The 13,052-nt window shown below is 50.4% G+C and carries 12 protein-coding genes and 1 pseudogene; 8 read left to right on the forward strand and 5 right to left on the reverse strand.

Annotated features, from left to right (window positions below; genetic code table 11):
- From QZQ46_RS07410 to QZQ46_RS07430, 5 genes and pseudogenes are all read left to right on the forward strand, one after another.
- A pseudogene (locus QZQ46_RS07410) lies at nt 1-365 on the forward strand (bifunctional 2-keto-4-hydroxyglutarate aldolase/2-keto-3-deoxy-6-phosphogluconate aldolase); the annotation flags it as partial.
- 399 nt (nt 366-764) lie between these two features.
- A complete protein-coding gene (locus QZQ46_RS07415; protein ID WP_296828461.1) occupies nt 765-1,109 on the forward strand; it encodes a molecular chaperone Hsp90 in 345 nt (114 codons plus the stop codon).
- A gap of 2 nt (nt 1,110-1,111) precedes the next feature.
- Nucleotides 1,112-1,552, forward strand: a complete 441-nt coding sequence (locus QZQ46_RS07420) for an Rrf2 family transcriptional regulator (protein WP_296828463.1) — start codon at nt 1,112-1,114, stop codon at nt 1,550-1,552.
- A gap of 20 nt (nt 1,553-1,572) precedes the next feature.
- A complete protein-coding gene (locus QZQ46_RS07425; RefSeq protein ID WP_296828465.1) occupies nt 1,573-2,145 on the forward strand; it encodes a phosphatase PAP2 family protein in 573 nt (190 codons plus the stop codon).
- A 166-nt stretch (nt 2,146-2,311) separates the two neighbouring features.
- Nucleotides 2,312-3,952, forward strand: coding sequence for a subtype B tannase (locus QZQ46_RS07430; RefSeq protein WP_296828467.1), 1,641 nt, complete (start codon nt 2,312-2,314; stop codon nt 3,950-3,952).
- Nucleotides 3,953-4,011: 59 nt separating this feature from the next.
- Here the strand turns inward: QZQ46_RS07430 and QZQ46_RS07435 are convergent, their stop codons facing one another.
- The gene (locus QZQ46_RS07435; protein ID WP_296828469.1) at nt 4,012-5,310 is read right to left on the reverse strand and encodes a lactate racemase domain-containing protein; all 1,299 of its coding nucleotides are present in this window, start codon (nt 5,308-5,310) and stop codon (nt 4,012-4,014) included.
- Nucleotides 5,311-5,488: 178 nt separating this feature from the next.
- The gene (locus QZQ46_RS07440; protein ID WP_296828471.1) at nt 5,489-7,579 is read right to left on the reverse strand and encodes an OPT family oligopeptide transporter; all 2,091 of its coding nucleotides are present in this window, start codon (nt 7,577-7,579) and stop codon (nt 5,489-5,491) included.
- Nucleotides 7,580-7,827: 248 nt separating this feature from the next.
- Here QZQ46_RS07440 and pepD point away from each other — a divergent pair, with 248 nt between their 5' ends.
- Nucleotides 7,828-9,282, forward strand: coding sequence for a beta-Ala-His dipeptidase (gene pepD / locus QZQ46_RS07445; protein WP_296828473.1), 1,455 nt, complete (start codon nt 7,828-7,830; stop codon nt 9,280-9,282).
- Nucleotides 9,283-9,347: 65 nt separating this feature from the next.
- On the opposite strand, the gene QZQ46_RS07450 is transcribed toward pepD, so the two are convergent.
- Nucleotides 9,348-10,748 carry a PLP-dependent aminotransferase family protein gene (locus tag QZQ46_RS07450; RefSeq protein ID WP_296828476.1) on the reverse strand — a complete coding sequence of 467 codons (1,401 nt, stop codon included), beginning with the start codon at nt 10,746-10,748 and terminating at the stop codon, nt 9,348-9,350.
- 138 nt (nt 10,749-10,886) lie between these two features.
- Here QZQ46_RS07450 and QZQ46_RS07455 point away from each other — a divergent pair, with 138 nt between their 5' ends.
- Nucleotides 10,887-11,261, forward strand: coding sequence for a pyridoxamine 5'-phosphate oxidase family protein (locus QZQ46_RS07455; RefSeq protein ID WP_296828478.1), 375 nt, complete (start codon nt 10,887-10,889; stop codon nt 11,259-11,261).
- Nucleotides 11,262-11,462: 201 nt separating this feature from the next.
- The gene (locus QZQ46_RS07460) at nt 11,463-11,696 is read left to right on the forward strand and encodes a 4Fe-4S binding protein (RefSeq protein ID WP_292279898.1); all 234 of its coding nucleotides are present in this window, start codon (nt 11,463-11,465) and stop codon (nt 11,694-11,696) included.
- A 7-nt stretch (nt 11,697-11,703) separates the two neighbouring features.
- Here the strand turns inward: QZQ46_RS07460 and QZQ46_RS07465 are convergent, their stop codons facing one another.
- Both QZQ46_RS07465 and QZQ46_RS07470 read right to left on the reverse strand, forming a co-directional pair.
- Nucleotides 11,704-12,324, reverse strand: coding sequence for a hypothetical protein (locus tag QZQ46_RS07465; RefSeq protein WP_296828480.1), 621 nt, complete (start codon nt 12,322-12,324; stop codon nt 11,704-11,706).
- An 11-nt stretch (nt 12,325-12,335) separates the two neighbouring features.
- Nucleotides 12,336-12,911 carry a xanthine phosphoribosyltransferase gene (locus QZQ46_RS07470; protein ID WP_296828482.1) on the reverse strand — a complete coding sequence of 192 codons (576 nt, stop codon included), beginning with the start codon at nt 12,909-12,911 and terminating at the stop codon, nt 12,336-12,338.
- Nucleotides 12,912-13,052: the final 141 nt, after the last annotated feature.

Below are 13,052 nucleotides of genomic sequence, written 5' to 3' on the forward strand. Positions count from 1 at the left end.
TCGTATCGCCGGCCCTCGACGTCGAAACGATTAAGCTGTGCAACCGCTACCGCGTTGCCGTCATGCCGGGAACGACGACCTTGAAAGACGTCGTTACGGCCCTTGAATGCGGCGCTGACGTCATTAAAATCTTCCCGGGTGAAGTCGTAGGCATGAAGGCTATAAAAGCCATCCACGGCCCCTTGCCGCAGGCCCCGCTCATGCCGACGGGCGGCGTTAACGTCGACAACGCCGGTGAATGGATTAAGGCCGGCTGCGTAGCTGTCGGTGCCGGTGGAGCCCTGACGGGCGGCGGTAAAACGGCTGCTGAAATTACGGAAACGGCCAAGAAATTCATTGCTGCCGTCAAAGCCGTACGCGCTTAAGTTATTACTATTCACCATCAAATTCCTCGAAGCTTCGTCTTCGGGGAATTTTTTTATGCCTCAAAATCTTTCGTCCTTGGAAAAAATGCCCTTAAGTTTGAGTGGGGGTTTCTGTGATTGTTTGTTACTAAAAGTGTGAAATGGGGTACGAATTCACCCGTTTACACATGGCCCGTATGCGTTTAAATGACGGTATAAGTTGAGGATAAAATGGCTTATTTAAGCTGTTTATTTATATATAAATTATGGTAAATGAATTTAATTTAGTTTATTATGATGTCAACCGAGAAATAGATTTCACCCTGCAGCCATTGACATCGTTTTTGAAATGGATTATGATATCGTTGTAATGATTAAGGTTATAACAATTGAAGGTTATCTTGATTAGGAGGGATTACGATGGATAAGAATGTGATTGATTTTATTACTGTGAAAACTCAGGATTTGCTGGCTGCTCCCAGCGCCAACCCGACGCTGAAAAAAGCTGCCCAGGCATGGCTTGATGCCGATGACAAAGATGCAGCAACGGCTGCCTATGTGGACGCTCTGAAGCAAGGTGTATCTACTATTGATGAACTGCTCGGCTTTGCCGGATCGGATACGGCTGTACAGATTTTAGGGGCCGATGTGGCCGCACAACTCTTAGGTCATGCGAAAGATATCCATGCCAAAGGTGCCGAGTTCTGTGACTGCCCGGCCTGCACGGCAGACTTAGCTATTCTTCATGAAGTGGAGTCCCATTAAACATGCAGATTTCCAGTCGCCTTACGATGGCTGTTCACACCTTATTGTGCATTGCCCATTTCGAAAAAACGGAAAAGGTAACCAGTAATTTTATTGCCGCCAGTGTCGGCACCAATCCGGTCATCATTCGAAACTTGCTTACTCAGCTAAAAGCAGCTGATTTCATCGCGGTCAAGAGGGGAACCGGCGGTGCTGAGCTGAAAAAGGACTTGCGTGATATCAGTTTGTATGATGTTTACCATGCAGTTGACTGTATTACCAGCGATTCCCTGTTCCATTTTCACGAGCACCCCAGTCCGAAATGCCCGGTCGGAAAGACGATTCACCTCAGTCTCGATGATAAATTGAGTCAGGTGCAGACGGCTATGGAAAATCAGATGCGCCGCATTTCTCTGGCCGATATGGCCGGGACGATGGAGCAGGCTTTATGTAAAAAGAGCTGATTTGGCAACGGGAGGTCACTATGGTTCGACTCATCCTATTTCTTCTGGCGCGCCATAACTTGTGGCTTCGCCTTATTTCGTCGTTTACCCGATTTGGACACGGTTTATTTATCCTCTATGGCCTGGCAGCGTGGTTTCTCCCTAAAGCTGAAACGCAACAGCGAAAAGAGAGGAAGACCTTGATTTACTGCTTATTCTCTGTCCTTTTGGGGTCGACTCTTTCTTGGTTCATCGGGCTTTTATGGCATCGGCCGCGTCCTTTTACCCGCGGACTAGGGCCGGCCTTGGTTAAACATAAGGCCAATGCCTCTTTTCCCAGTAACCATGCTATGAACAGCATGGCCGTGGCAGTCATGCTCTTTCTCCGGCGCAGCCTGTGGTGCCTGCCGGCCTTCCTGTTGTCAGTGGCCTTAGGGGCTTCGCGCGTCCTCTGCCGTCTCCATTACGTCAGCGACGTTGTTGGCGGCTTCTTTCTGGGGGCCGGTTCAAGCTATGCCGTTTACCGGAGTAAACGATGTTCACAACTGGCCGACAGACTCCTCTATGGCTGGCATATATTTACGTATTTGCTGCGTGTGTTGTTGAGACGATGAAAGAAGACTGTGCATTTGGGCTTTACCCGATGCACAGTTTTTTTTGTGCACCGACGATTTTGTGAATAATATAGAACAAATTGACACTATAAAGAGACATTTCTATGCTATACTGAGAAATAGCGAGAGTAAAACTCAAAATGATTCGAGAAAGGTGGTCTTGCATATGAAGCATACCAAGGTAATGGCGGCAGTTCTCTGCTTGTTGATGACCGGCGGGACGGTTTTTGCTGCCGATGGGACCATGACATCGCCGGTGTCGGTAGATGCGACGGCTTCGGCGACCCGGGCTAAGGCCGAGTCCGCTGTCAATGCTGTTTACAGTCTCGATCTGGATACGACAAAATACGAAAAGAAGACCATGACTGTCGACGGCAAGAAAGTGGCTTTTCGGGCCTATGAAAACCGCGTTTACGTAGCTCATCCTGTCGATACGACGTATCAAGCCATGAATATTTATGTTCCTGAAGGCTATTTTAAAGGAAAATCTATCAATGGCTATACGGCCAAGACGGCTCCGATTTTTATGCCTAACACGGTTGGCGGTTATATGCCCGGAGAACCGGGGACCCCATCAGAAAACGACCGCATGACCGGTGGCGCCAATGCCATTCTCGTTGCCTTGTCCAAGGGCTATGTCGTAGCGGCTCCGGGCGCTCGCGGACGGACTAACCAAGGGGTCGACGGATCTTATACCGGCAAAGCGCCGGCGCTCATCGTCGACATGAAGGCTGCCGTTCGCTATTTGCGTCACAATGCCGGTCGTTTACCTGGTGACACGGAAAAAATCATTTCCAATGGGACCAGTGCCGGCGGCGCATTGTCAACCCTTATCGGTGCGACGGGCAACAGTTCCGATTATGAACCGTATTTAAAAGCCCTCGGTGCAGCTGATGAACGGGATGATATTTATGCTTCCAGCGTCTACTGCCCTATTACGGACTTGGATCATGCCGACATGGCTTATGAATGGATGTTTAACGGGGTAAACACTTATCACCAGAGTAAGGGCGGCATGATGCCTCCTATGGCACCGGGTGAGGATCCCAATAAATCGGAGGGCGCTGCCAAGGTCCCGTCCGCTGTTATGAATCGCCCTGATAATGCGCCTATGGAGGCGACGACGGGGACGGAGATGACGGCAGCCCAGCAGCAGGTTTCTAAGGACTTGAAAGCCGCCTACCCGGACTACATTAACGGCCTCCGCCTCGTCGATAAAGACGGAAAGGCCTTAACTCTCGATGAAAATGGACAGGGCTCCTTTGCCGAGTACATTAAATCCATTTACATGGAATCGGCTCAGACGGCGCTGGACCAAGGAATCGATTTATCGTCTAAATCGTGGCTGACGATTAAAGACGGGAAGGTCGTCGATGCAGTCTTAGCCGGTTATGCCCGTGATGTCACTCGTTTAAAGGCGGCTCCGGCCTTCGATGCTTTGGACTTGAGCTCCGGAGAAAATCAAGAATTCGGTACGGCATCGATCGATAAACAGCACTTTACCGACTATGGGGAAAGCCATTCTCTGACGACGGCAACGACAGCGGATAAGGCCATCGTAAAATTGCTTAACCCATTGAATTATATCGGTAAGTCTCAGGTCAAGACGGCTCGATATTGGCGTATTCGCCACGGTGAAGCCGATCGGGACACGGCCATTGCCGTACCGGCTGTCGTTGCCCTTCGACTGCAGCAAGCCGGGTACGATGTTGATTTTGCATCTCCCTGGGGACAGGGCCACGGCGGTGATTATGACTTAGCAGAACTCTTCACCTGGATGGATAAAGTAGGCCATAAAGGCTTATAATAAGATACTTCGATAAAAAAGCATTGCCTCCATACGTGACTTGAGGCAATGCTTTTTTGCTACCATAAATTGTCTTCTTCGTTAAACTTCCAAGTAAACGGATCGGAGATGACGGTCATATCGGACCGGCCTTCAATATCTTCCAGGCAGGAAGTGGAGCACTCGATTTCTTCCAGCTTCAAGGTATTCTTAATGCGGACGATTTTGGCTTTATTAGGGTCAGTCAGGAAGGCATGGGCCATGGCCATTTCGATGGCGTCCTTATCGCTGTTGCCGTAGAGGGGCAGTAAGGCCATGCGGAATGATTTGGCCGTAATGCAATTGGTGTAAACGGAGGCGAAATCCATCTTATTGACGAAACGATAGCTGACGATGTCGGCCATGCCGCAGCCGGAGCCGTTTCCATGGGAGGCATCGGTAATGTCGAGGATGACGATTCGTTCGATTTCCGGTGCTAGCGAACGGAAGGCCTGTTCCTGGCTGAACCGTTCCGTCCGGCCGGTGATGTTGGGATCCATCCCGGTGCCGCTGATTTCCTTGCCGATTTCATCGACGATGAGGACGTCGATATGGGGAAGCTTCAATCGAGGCATTTGCTCTTTTGCAAGGGTTTGCAGAGCGGCGTCGCGTTCGAAAAATTTATCCGTAGGGATGACTTCTAGGGCGGCGATGTCGTCGCTGGGGCTCTGGACCATTCCGACGGAAAAGACGACGTTTACCTTGTTTAAGAAAGCCTTGGACACTCGTTCCAAGTTGGGGCCGAAGGTGTCATAACCACGACCGTGGAAGGCAGAGGCCCCTTTGTGCTTACCGCAGCCGATACAGATCATCTTCAATAAGCCTGATTCGTGGTCGTATTTGAAGTGGGTATGCGGTTTAATCTTGTTAAACAAAATAATGCCGTCAGCTTCATAGGCATTCTTGTCGCAGTAAATGGGGAATCCGTCGTCCAGTGTATCGACGGTGACGACGTCCATGGTCGATAAGACGGGCACGCCGAGATAGTCTTCGGTGATTCCGAACTGGGCTAAGTGGGCTTTTTGGCCTTCCGCTGTGGCACCGGCATGGCTGCCCATGGCCGGGAAGATGAAGGGTTTTGCCTGCCACTCTTTGAGCTGGTCGCAAAGGGCTTTCATGAGTTCTTTATAGTGGGGCAGACCGCGGCTGCCGGCGGTGATGCCGATGCGTTTTCCTGCTAAGGTTTCGATGGTTTTTTCATCGAGGGATCGGAGCTGCTCCTTTAACCGGCCAATAGGATCGGCCAAGTTTTGTGACGGGAAGCTTTGCCGGACTTTTATCATTTCCGGAATGACGATACCCTCGGTCAGGGACTGTTTATCAAGTTTGGGAAAGTGCAAAGAAAGGACCTCCTTCGGGGAACTCAATGATGGGGTTAGGTTGCTTGCTTTTATTATACGCGATTACTCAAAAATATACAAAAAAAGTCCTCGCTGCGAAGACGATACTCGGAGCGAGAACTTTTTTAGAAAAACTTTTTTAATTTCTAACAGAAATTTAATACACCGTATACCTTAATTACTTGTTCGAACCGTTTTCCGGAGTGAATTTGGTAATAAAGATGTGGCGGATGAAGATGACGATCATAGCGATGAAGGCGATGAGGCCGAGGATATCAGCTGTGGACTGGAAGTCTTTACCGACCAGGGCCAAGGGGTTTTCGCTGCCGCCGGAGGTGACTGAAACGACGATGAGCAAGGCGATGATGACGCCCATAAGGCTTTCGCCGACGATGAGGCCGGAAGCAAAGAGGACGCCGCGGTGGTTGCAGGCTTCGACATCTTCTTCTTCATGGCCCGGGCTGCGGCGAGCGGCACGAGCTTTCAAGGAACGATTGACAAAGTAGCCCATAACGGAGCCGATAACCAAAGGAATTTCAAGGGTAGGCGGCAAGTAAATGCCCATGCCGATAGCCAGCGGCGGTAAGGCCAAGGCTTTCGTGTTTTTCGTTAACAGTAAATCGATGATGATGGCAACGATGCCGACGCCGACGCCGAAGAGAATGTAATTCCAGTCGAGGCTGGCGCTGAAGATACCCTGGGCAATCGTCGTCATCAAGGTAGCCTGAGGTGCTGCCAAGGCCTGGGTCGGATCCATACCGGCACGGGGCAGTGCACCCGTGAAGCCGTAAGCCTGGTACAAGAGGTTCAGGACCGGAGCGATGGCAATGGCACCGACGATAGAGCCTAAGATAAGGGCGACCTGCTGTTTCCACGGCGTAGCGCCGACGATATAGCCGGTCTTGAGGTCCTGCAGGTTATCGTTGGAGATTGCAGCGATGCTGACGATAACACTGGTGATGAAGATGGCCAGGGCCGTTGCAAACTGGGTTCCTTGAAGTGTTTCAAAGACACCGGCCGAAGAGCCTAAGCCGAGGACGACCAGGGAAGAGATGATGATGCCGAGGATACCGATCCCTGAGATCGGGCTGGCGGACGTGCCGATCAAACCGGCCATGTACCCGCAGGCAGCGGCGACGAAGAAGCCCATGAGGATGGCGACTAAGATGCCGATGACGATGAACATGAGGGTGACCGATAAAGAAAGACCGGCATTGCTTACGAAGTTGTAGAAGGTGATGAACAGCCCGATAAGGATAGCCAGGAAGACGAGGCCGACCGATTTCGGCGTCATATCGATATCCGTGTGGTGGAGCTGTTTCTTTTCTTCCGTGTCGTTGGCGCGAAGGGCGTCAATCGACATTTTAATGCCGTCGACGACCGGTTTTGCCAAGCGGATTAAAGTCCAGACAGCGGCGATACCGATACAACCGGCACCGATGAAGCGGACTTTCTGAGCCCAAATTGTCTGGGCAAAAGCAGCTGCCGATTGGCCTTCAGCCGGCGTCAGCATCGAAGTCAGGTAGGGAACAAAGACGTACCAGGACAAGAGGGTACCGACTAAGATAGCGATACCGCTGGTGATGCCGATGAGGTAGCCGGCGCCGAGAAGGGCCGTTGAAAAGCCGAGCGGAATCTGGGTGACGGCTTTGCCGAAGTGGAGCCAGTAGCTGAATTCCGAGGAGAGAACGTGGAAGCCGTTGGAGCAAAGGCTGAACAGGCCGGCTAGGGCAGTACCGCCGACGATGTCTTTCATGCCGGTTTCCTTTTTAGCTCCCGTTTCTCCGTCTGCTTCTTCTTTGCGGATTTCACTGCCGACTTTTAAGATTTCAGCAGCAGCTCGGCCTTCCGGGTAGGGCAGGTCGCTGTTGACGACCATGGCACGGCGGAGGGGAATCGTAAATAAGACCCCGAGAGAACCGCCGCAGGCGCAGAGCAGTAACGTTTCCATGAAGGGGAATCCTTGCCAGTATCCCAACATGAGCAAGCCCGGCAGAATGAAAATGATTGCAGATAAGGTGCCGGCAGCCGATGCCTGCGTCTGTACCATGTTATTTTCCAAAATGTTGGAATCTTTGAACATGCGCAGGATCGCCATGGAGATGACTGCAGCCGGAATAGACGAGGAGAACGTCAGACCGACTTTTAAGCCCAAGTATACGTTGGATGCCGTGAAGATAACGGTAATCAAGGCCCCGAGAATCATCCCGCGGGCGGTTAATTCCGGCATACTTGGGTAGTTCACAGTCAAGTTTGATTGTGGTTTCATAGACAAACCTCCCAAATAAGAATTAATGAGTACAAAAATGTACTAACACAATAACAATTATATTATACTCATTTTTTGTGCATTCGTCATATATCAAAATGTACACTGGACACGGAAATTAGCTTGTATAATTACTTTTTCGCAATTTATATTCTACATTATGGAATTGTAGCTTGAAAAGGGCCGCCGTGGTATAATAAAAAGCGATTACACAAGTAGAAAGCTACTTTTGAAGGGAGCGTTATACTATGCATGATAATGAAATTATTGAAGGGATTATTGCGGAATTCAAAGGCTTAGCCAAACATCCGCGCCCGTCTCATCATGAAAAAGCTGTCAGCGATTACATCGTAAGCCGCCTCCGTGAATTGGGCGTTACCGACGTCATTCAAGATGACGTTTACAATATCGTCGCCAATGTTCCGGCCAGCAAGGGCTGTGAATCCTGGCCGATTACGGTCCTTCAGGGCCATATGGATATGGTCTGCGTCGCTAAACCTGGCGTTGACTTCGACCCATTGACGAGTGAAATAAAATTGGTCCGCGAAGGCAATATTCTCCGTGCTGACGGCACCAGCCTCGGCGCCGATGACGGGATTGCCGTAGCCTTGTCGCTGTATCTCATTCAGCAGGATATTCAGCACGGACCGCTGCGCCTGATCTTTACGATCGATGAAGAAACGGGCATGACCGGTGCCATGAATTTAGATCCGAAACACGTTCAGGATGTAAAGTACATCATCAACTGTGACTCCGAAGATATCGGTATGCTCGGTGTAGGTTCGGCCGGCAGCGTCCATACGCACTTCAACCGTCCCATCCATTGGCAGACTCCGTCTGGTAAACTGGCGTTTACTATTGAAGCCAAAGACTTTGTCGGCGGCCATTCGGGCGAAACGATAAACCGCGGCAAAAGTAATGCCATCAAAGCCTTAAGCTTAGCCCTGCGCCGCATTGCACAGGCCGGTGTAGCTTATACCCTGGTTTCTATTGACGGCGGCGTTGCGGCTAATGCCATTCCATCCCAGGCTTCGGCTGTCATTGTGACGGCTGACGAAAAGGCTGAATCGGCCATTAAGAAGGCTGTTCAGGAAGAACAGGCCCAGATTGCTGAAGTTTACGGGACGGTGGAAACGAAGGCACAGCTCGTCGTAACTGCCGCCGATGTACCGGCTAAGGCCTTCTCCGAAGACGACACTAAAGCCGTTGTAAACCTGCTCAACATCCTCCACTGCGGCGTCTTTGCCATGAATCAGATGCTTCCGAAACTGCCGGACTTGTCGGCCAATATCGGGACGATTCGCACCGAAGACGATGTCGTCGCCATTCAGTACTTCCCGCGGGCCTCGTCTGACGGCCGTTTACGTGAATTTGCCCTGACGCTGCCCGTTTTTGCAGAGCTTACGGGCTGCACTATTGACCTGGCTACGCCGGAACCGGCTTGGGCTGAAAATCCTAAGAGCAAACTGGTTCCCTTGTTTGCTGACGTATACCGAGAAGAAGCCGGCCGAGATCCCCGCATTGAAGCCATGCACGGCGGACTCGAAACGGGCTATCTCTTCTCCATGAACCAGAAACTCGACATCATTTCTGTCGGGCCGACGACGCATGACATTCACAGTGCCGATGAATCGGTCGAACTCGATACGGTAGCTCTCTTGACCCGCATTGTGGCCAAGGCTCTGGGAAAACTTGACAAGTAATCGACTGATGTAAACTTAAATTAAACGTACCCGCCTTACGGGAGTGTCCTGTAAGACGGGTATTTTTATACTTGTATGAGGTCGTGCAGGGTATCTCCCAAGGCTTCCAAATTGACGGGCAGGCGATGGAGGGGAATGGCGCCGTAGCCGATGAGAATTTGGTTCTGCGGGCTGTCGTCAGGATCGGCCCAGTACGGTCTCAGCGAGTAAACGCCGACTTCATTTTGTCGGAAGCGGCTGAGAATGTCCGTTTCTGCGCAGTCCGTATGGAGCTCTAGGACGAAGTGCATTCCGCCGCCTCCTCCGTGGATGCGGACTCCTTGGGGAAAGTTTTCTTCTAAGTAGCTGCGGATCAAAGCGTGTTTTTTACGGAAGTCATTTCGCAGGGCGTTTACTTGCTTTTCATACTCGCCGCTCTCCATGAAGTCGGTCATGGCCAGCTGAAGGAGAGATGGCACGGGAGAACTGTAGAAGGGATAGTCCGCGGCAAAATCGATAGACAGGGCCGGCGGCAGGACGACATAGGCCAAGCGGATGTCCGGAGCCATCGTTTTGGAGAAGGTTCCCAAATAAAAAGTGCGGCCATAGGTATCGATGGATTGGAGGGACGGAATGGGCTGCTCTTCATAACGAAGTTCACTGTCATAGTCGTCTTCAATGATGTAATGGCCGCCCTTTTCGGCCAGCTGCAGCAGTTCTAAACGATGTTTGATGGGCATGATCTGTCCTAAGGGAAACTGGTGGGACGGTGTGATACTGATTAAAGACGGCGGGAGGTCTTGCAAGGACGAAAGGTGGATTCCCTCGGGACCGACCGGGGCGTAGTGCAGGCGATAGCCTTGGTGAGAAAAAACGTCGCGCGTGCCGCGATAGCCGGGGTTTTCGATGGCAAATTCGTATTTTTCCGGAGGCATGAGGTGTGTGATCAGGCTTAAGGAATGGTGATGGCCGCTGGTTATGATGACCTGTTCCGGGCGGCAGTGGACGCCGCGGAAGCGTTTCAGATACCGGCAAAGCCATTGCCGAAGAATAAACAGACCTTCCGGCGGCTCATAGAGCAGGATGTTCCGATTTTCAAGATCGGCCAGGGCATTGTTTAAGGAATGGCGAAAGGCTCGATTTCGATAGACGTTGCGGTCGATACCGCCGTAGCGGAAGTCATAATGGGGCGGGCGTTCTTTTGCAGGCGGTGTGAACGGCTCCGCCGCTTTCGATTCATACGACTGAGGCGGCAGGGCTTCGACGTAGAATCCAGAGCCGCGCGTGCCGTAGATGTAGCCTTCTAATTCCAGTTGACGATAGGCCGTAATGACCGTATTGCGGGAAATTTCGTACTCTTGGGCCAGCTTGCGAGTTGCCGTAAGTGCACTGCCGGCGGTCAGTTCACCCGATAAGATTTGCTGTTTCAGGCCTTCGTAAAGTTGATTGTATAGGGGCTTAGAACTCTTTTTATCGATGAGCAGCATCGGGGGCCTCCTTCTCATGAAATTGGATCTATAAAATAGACGCGAATTGAATCTTTTTAAGGATCTCTTTTTCTGTTAGTATACAGACATGCAAGAGAGCTTGCAAGATATGGTGTAAATGAAAAGGAGAATAGGACTATGTTTATAGAAAAATTTTATGATTGCTTAAAACACGATGGGATTGTAGCCGTAGCTACGGCATCGAAAGATGGCAAGGCTCATGTTGTGAATACGTGGAATAAATACATCATCGTTACAGACGATGAAAAGCTGCTCATTCCCTGCTACGGTTTCCGTAAGACCGAGCGGAACATCGGTGAAAATCCTTACGTTGAAATTACTCTGGGAAGCCCGAAAATCATGGGCTACAAGAGTATGGGGACGGGGTTCCTCCTCATTGGGACGGCTGAATTCCTGTCGTCAGGGCCGCTCTTTGAAGAAATGCACGACAAGTGCGATTTTGCCAATCGCGTCATGGTCTTTACGCCGGAAAAATGCACTCAGATGATCTGATGTAAAGACGTTTACACGACGTTTATTCTTCAATGGAGTGCGTTTTTATGAAAGCTTCCGATTATCAATGTGATTTTACCCATAAGAAAGCCCTCAAAAGCGGCCAATGCATGGCTGCCATTGAGGGCTTGTTGTTTTTGCAACGGTTTTCTGGAAAGTGATTTGGTATAATAGGATTAACTATAATAAGGGGGGATGAACATGAGTAAAACCCATATTGATGAATTGGTGTCTCCCGATTATTTTAATCGGAAAGAGTGTGAAGGATGCGGCTGCTGCATCAGCATCTGTCCGTACGACGCCTTATCCATGGAAACCTGTGCCGACGGGGTTGAACGACCTCGTGTTGACATGACCAAGTGCCTTCGCTGCAATCGCTGCGTCGATGCCTGTGAAATCTACAAGTGCTACGGGCCGATTTCAAAAGCTATTTGACCGGACTTTAAGAACGGCCGAATAAATACTTCGTGTCGTAACTGAGGTCCATATACTGGGCGATTGTCTCGTCGTCGAATCCGTATTCTTCTGATTTACGAGTCAACTTGCCCCACTTCATCTGCATCTTTTTCTTGGGCGGCAGGGGTTCTTCGTATTCGATGCGAAGTTCCTGCGCTTCCTGGGAGCGGTCCTCTACTTTTACGAACAATCCTTTGTCAAAAGTCAGTTCGTAGATTTTGCGGAAGGCATGGGGGAGCTGGAAGCCGAAGGGGACGAAGTATTTGTCGATGAAGCCGTTGGCAATCAGGATGGAACCGCTGTAGTCAATGACGTGTTCGAGGTCATACTTCAGGTCGCCGGCCGGTGAATGGAAGGCTTCCGGTACGACGCCGTCGATGGCCGGAGGTTCCATGCCGTTGTTATTGGTCAACAGCTTGTGAAGGGTCAGCATCTTTTCATCGTTAAATCCGAAAACGGCTGTATATCCGCGCAGGCACGCTTCGTTGTACATGATGGGATGGAGTCCGAAATCTTCGATATTAAAGAATTCATCGACCTTTTCGATGGCGACAATGCTGAGTTTAAACGTGGCAAAATCGAAGCCGTCAAAAAATTGAGCGCGCATGATAAGTCTCCTTATTCGACAAAGATGGGCTTGTTGTTTTCAAAGCGGGCGATTCTGGCTAAGGATTCTACACGGAAACCGGCTTTTTCAAGGGTTCCCCGTCCCGATTGGAAGGTCTTTTCGACGACGATGCCAATGCCTTTTACGCTGCAGCCGGCTTGGGCGGCAATCTTCGTAAGGCCGACGGCGGCGGCTCCGCTGGCCAGGAAATCGTCGATGATGAGGACCGATTCGCCGGCATGGAGATAGTCTTTGCAAATCGTTGCCGTGTATTCTTCTTCCTTGGTATAAGAATATATCTTAGCCGAGTACTGTTCACCCTTGGTGAGCAGTGATTTTTTTTTGCGGGCAAAGACGACAGGGCAATTGTTCATGGCAAGGGATGCCGCATAAGCCACGGCAATGCCTGAAGATTCAATGGTGATGATGCGGTCGATGTGAACATCCTTGAAACGGCGGGCAAATTCCTGGCCGACATGATTGATAAGAGCTGTGTCGATTTGCTGATTCAAAAAGCTGTCGATCTTTAAGATACGATTGTCAATAACCAGACCGTCTTGTAAAATTCGCTGTTTCAATTCTTCCATTACTTCCGAGTCCTCCCTGGTGATGAGAAATGGTCAACCTTGTCTACTATAATAGTACTAGTCTAATACGATTTCATAGGCAAGTCAACCAAATTCTAAGTTTACTTATGGATTTAAAACGGGTATACTAGGGATGTCTAA

Origin of the sequence: uncultured Megasphaera sp., from assembly GCF_900539295.1 — a bacterium.
In the GTDB taxonomy this organism is placed as follows: domain Bacteria; phylum Bacillota; class Negativicutes; order Veillonellales; family Megasphaeraceae; genus Megasphaera.

Bases quoted from the DNA above. Each gene is read 5' to 3' on its own strand.
- QZQ46_RS07465 (WP_296828480.1), bottom strand. From the start codon at position 12,324: ATGCGCGCTCAATTTTTTGACGGCTTCGATTTTGCCACGTTTAAACTC.
- QZQ46_RS07450 (WP_296828476.1), bottom strand. From the start codon at position 10,748: ATGCTGCTCATCGATAAAAAGAGTTCTAAGCCCCTATACAATCAACTT.
- QZQ46_RS07440 (WP_296828471.1), bottom strand. From the start codon at position 7,579: ATGAAACCACAATCAAACTTGACTGTGAACTACCCAAGTATGCCGGAA.
- QZQ46_RS07430 (WP_296828467.1), top strand. From the start codon at position 2,312: ATGAAGCATACCAAGGTAATGGCGGCAGTTCTCTGCTTGTTGATGACC.
- QZQ46_RS07425 (WP_296828465.1), top strand. From the start codon at position 1,573: ATGGTTCGACTCATCCTATTTCTTCTGGCGCGCCATAACTTGTGGCTT.
- QZQ46_RS07420 (WP_296828463.1), top strand. From the start codon at position 1,112: ATGCAGATTTCCAGTCGCCTTACGATGGCTGTTCACACCTTATTGTGC.
- QZQ46_RS07415 (WP_296828461.1), top strand. From the start codon at position 765: ATGGATAAGAATGTGATTGATTTTATTACTGTGAAAACTCAGGATTTG.
- QZQ46_RS07455 (WP_296828478.1), top strand. From the start codon at position 10,887: ATGTTTATAGAAAAATTTTATGATTGCTTAAAACACGATGGGATTGTA.
- QZQ46_RS07460 (WP_292279898.1), top strand. From the start codon at position 11,463: ATGAGTAAAACCCATATTGATGAATTGGTGTCTCCCGATTATTTTAAT.
- QZQ46_RS07470 (WP_296828482.1), bottom strand. From the start codon at position 12,911: ATGGAAGAATTGAAACAGCGAATTTTACAAGACGGTCTGGTTATTGAC.
- pepD (WP_296828473.1), top strand. From the start codon at position 7,828: ATGCATGATAATGAAATTATTGAAGGGATTATTGCGGAATTCAAAGGC.